This window comes from Microcoleus sp. Z1_A1, from assembly GCF_036700305.1.
Classification (GTDB): domain Bacteria; phylum Cyanobacteriota; class Cyanobacteriia; order Cyanobacteriales; family Microcoleaceae; genus Microcoleus.
The window spans coordinates 34,286-38,036 of sequence record NZ_JAUBOR010000026.1 but is presented as its reverse complement, the minus strand read 5'-3'; the positions used below and the strand labels follow the sequence as shown (position 1 = coordinate 38,036).

Annotated in this window: 2 protein-coding genes; one reads left to right on the top strand and one right to left on the bottom strand. The window is 46.4% G+C overall.

Features of this window, described 5'->3' with window-relative positions; genetic code table 11:
- A partial coding sequence (locus QT973_RS17685) for a condensation domain-containing protein (RefSeq protein WP_333391832.1) occupies positions 1–2,266 on the bottom strand: 2,266 nt, incomplete at its 3' end.
- 319 nt (positions 2,267–2,585) lie between these two features.
- Here QT973_RS17685 and QT973_RS17680 point away from each other — a divergent pair.
- Positions 2,586–3,686, top strand: coding sequence for an alpha/beta hydrolase (locus tag QT973_RS17680; RefSeq protein WP_333391830.1), 1,101 nt, complete (start codon positions 2,586–2,588; stop codon positions 3,684–3,686).
- Positions 3,687–3,751: the final 65 nt, after the last annotated feature.

Here is a 3,751-nt window from a genome sequence, read left to right as displayed (position 1 = left end):
GGGAATAAATTCCCTGGCTCATAGCTGAAGTCGGCTGAAGCCGACTGGAAACTTGTCCTCCGACCGTCGTCTTTAGATGGTGAATTTTATCATCTGACTGTGTTTCTAAATTTTGCACTTCGCCATCATCCACCAGGGAATAAATTCCCTGGCTCATAGCTGAAGTCGGCTGAAGCCGACTGGAAACTTGTCCTCCGACCGTCGTCTTTAGACGACTTTCGCTATTAGACAGGGAATTTATTCCCTGGCGGGTAAGCAATACTGACACTTGAGCATCTTTTAGCATAAAGCTCGATCGCTCAGCAGGATAGCTCGGATCTAAAATTAAGTAAGCTCCTCCCGCTTTCAGGATACCCAACATCCCCACAATCAGATCGATCGATCGCCCGCAGCAAAGCCCGACTAAAACTTCCGCCCCAACCCCTATTTTTTGCAGATAACGTGCTAGTTGGTTGCTGCGGAGATTTAGCTCTCGATAGGTGACTCGCTCCTCTCCAAATACCAGCGCCACCGCATCCGGTGTCCGATCGGCCTGCATTTCAAATAGCTGATGGATGCACAAATCTTGCGGATAATCCGCCTGAGTATTGTTGCATTCAACTAACAAATGATAGCGCTCTTTGGCGCTCAAATATTGCAAGTTTGCTAGGCGCTGTTCGGGATTTGTCACAATGCTTTCTAACAAGGTTTGAAAATGCCCGATCAGGCGGCTAATCGTAGCTTCATCAAACAAATCGGCGCTGTAAATAACCATGCCGCTGATGCCTTCCGAGCTATCAACCCACAGCTTATTGCTGGGCGATTGGTTGCTTCCCGAAGTGTTGGGCGATCGCTCCCACAAATGAAACTCCAAATCAAACCGCGCTGTACCCACATCTAACTGCTGCGGGCTGAGTGTTAATTCTGGCAATTCTAACTGATTCCCCGGCGCGTTTTGCAGCGCAAACGCCACCTGAAATAAGGGATTTTGGTTCAAGGCGCGATCGGGGTGCAGTTCTTCTACTAACTTCTCAAACGGCAAATCTTGGTGAGCGTAAGCTCCTAATGCTACCTCTTTGACTCGGTTTAAAAGTTCCCGAAAAGTTGGATTTCCCGACAAATCTGTACGCAATACCAAACTGTTGACAAAAAAACCGATTAATCCTTCAATTTCACTGCGGTTGCGATTGGCGATCGGCGAACCTACAACAATATCTTCTTGCTGCGCGTAATGGTAAAGCAACGTTTTAAAAGCTGCCAGCATTGTCATAAACAGCGTCACTCCTTCACGCTGGCTCAACGTTTCTAAAGCCTCGCTCAGTTGTTTTGGCAGTTGCAAAAATTGCCTTTTGCCTCGGTAACTTTGAATTGCTGGCCGGGGTCTATCCGCAGGCAAATTTAGCATAGAAATCCCGTTTAACTGCTGTCGCCAGTAAGCAAGCTGCGTTTCTAAAACTTCCCCTTGCAGCCATTCGCGCTGCCATTTTGCAAAATCAGCATACTGGATCGACAAATCCGGTAAAGGCGAAGGTTTTTCGCTAGCAAATGCCGTGTAAAGTGCGCCTAATTCCTGAATTAGCACTCCGATAGACCAACCATCGGAGACAATGTGGTGCATATTCAGCATTAGTAAATATTCGGCATCATCTAACTGCAATAATGTGACTCGCAGCAACAAGTCATTGGACAAATTGAAAGAGCGTTGAGCTTCCTGGGCCGTGAGCCTGTTTGCTTCATTTTGTCTAGATTCCTTGGGCAAGTTTCGCAAGTCCACTACATTAATCGGGAGGTGGAAAGCTGCAGCTATTTTCTGAACAGGTTGCCCCGAAACTACTGCTAAATTCGTTCGTAAAGCTTCGTGGCGGCGCACAATTTCATTGAAGGTTTTTTGCAGCGCCGAAAAATTGAGCGAACCTGTCAAACGCAAGGCTGCGGGAACATTATAAAAAGGATTGTTCGGGACTAATTGGTCGAGAAACCACAAGCGCTGCTGTGCAAAGGAAAGCGGTAGATTTCCGTCCCGCCCCATAGGAACAATCGGTGTAGGAGTGAAACTAGAAGTACGATTAGCTGCTTTTAAAAATGAAATAATTTCGGCTTTTTTATGAGAAATTTCGGCGCGAAGTTTGGGTGTAATAATTCCTTCGGGAGCGTTGCAGCGCAGGCGAGATCCCTCAACAAAAATATTAATATCTAGACTGCGAAGGTAAGATAAAAACTCAACTAACTCCACGCTGACAGAATCTCTGGCATTTGGCGATGAACTCGATATTTTTGGCTCTGGCATTTTGAGTCATCCTGTCAATCGATTTTAGATTTTAGATTTTAGATTTTAGATTTTAGATTTTAGAATTGAAGCATTGACCCCACAGATAAATTCGGGGGTTCCTTTATTGGATACAGGTTTTTTATTTCTGGACGGATGAATCACGTGGTGGGTATCCTGGATGCTTTCGGTCATTACTTGGGCACATCAATAAATTAAATTCCACCAGCGCACAAATTAAGAGCTTAACTTACCGCTTGCTTACTGTGGCCTAACCTAAGTATGATCCTGTTTGAATTCGCAACCAAAATCCTACCCAAGGTTTCAGCTTATGCCGTTCATGCCCTTCAATTTCCTGTTCCTATGGCTGGTGGGACTGCTGTCGATCGGGGTACTTGGCACAGGTATATACATTATTTACGAATGGTACATCGGCGCACTGGTAGGGATTTCCTACTTAATCAGCGGAGTGTTGATGCTTCTTTGGTGTGTTGGCGGCCGCTTTATCAGTTTGCCGCTGTTCCGCCGCCCCGGTGCTGACGAACCGAAGCCCACGCGGACGGGTACGGTGCAGCGGGTAGAGAGGCCTGATGGCACTATTTTACAAGTAGAATTCTACGGCCCGGAGGACGGACAGCCGATTATTCTCTCGCACGGTTGGGGGCCGAACAGTATGGTTTGGTATTACGCGAAACGGCAACTAAGCGATCGCTACCGAGTGATTGTTTGGGATCTTCCAGGCCTGGGAAAATCCACTCGACCAAAAAACAGTGACTACTCCCTAGAAAAATTTGCCCGCGATCTTGAAGCCGTCATTGCCATAGCAGGAAATAAACCTGTTATCCTACTCGGACACAGCATGGGTGGCATGATTTCTCTAACATTCAGTCGGCTTTTCCCAGAACTTCTCGGTAGTCGAGTAGCTGGTTTAATTCTGGTAGATACGACTTATACTAATCCCGTCAAAACCGCTATTTTTAGCAGTTTATTACGCGCTTTGCAAAAGCCGCTGCTTCAACCTATGCTCTACCTCACCATAGCTCTTGAACCGATTATGTGGGGAATGACTTGGCTGAGCTATCTCAATGGTTCACTGCACATCAGTGTAGAATTATCGGGATTTAAAGGCACTGAAACGCGCGGTCAATTAGAGTTCTCAGCTTTCTTATCAGCCTTGGGTTCTCCCGGCGTTCTCGCTCGCGGCACACTGGGAATGCTCAAATTTGATGAAACAAAAACTTTGCGATCGATTGACATTCCAGTGTTGGTGATCTGCGGCGATTCAGATATCGCCACTACTCCCCCAGCTAGCCTGCGGATGAAAGCAGAATTGCCTCAAGCAGAGCTAGTTACTATACAGAAAGGAGGACACATGGCATTAATCGAGCATAACCAAGAGTTTGCCGAAGCTGTTAGGGCATTCTGCACTGAAATTTCCTAACTAAAAATGTGAGTTAAAACTGAGATATTTCAGCATTCTCAAGAACAGGCTTTTCGGCCTGTTCC

Coding starts and splice junctions, on each gene's coding strand:
- QT973_RS17680 (WP_333391830.1), top strand. CDS start 2,586: ATGCCCTTCAATTTCCTGTTCCTATGGCTGGTGGGACTGCTGTCGATC.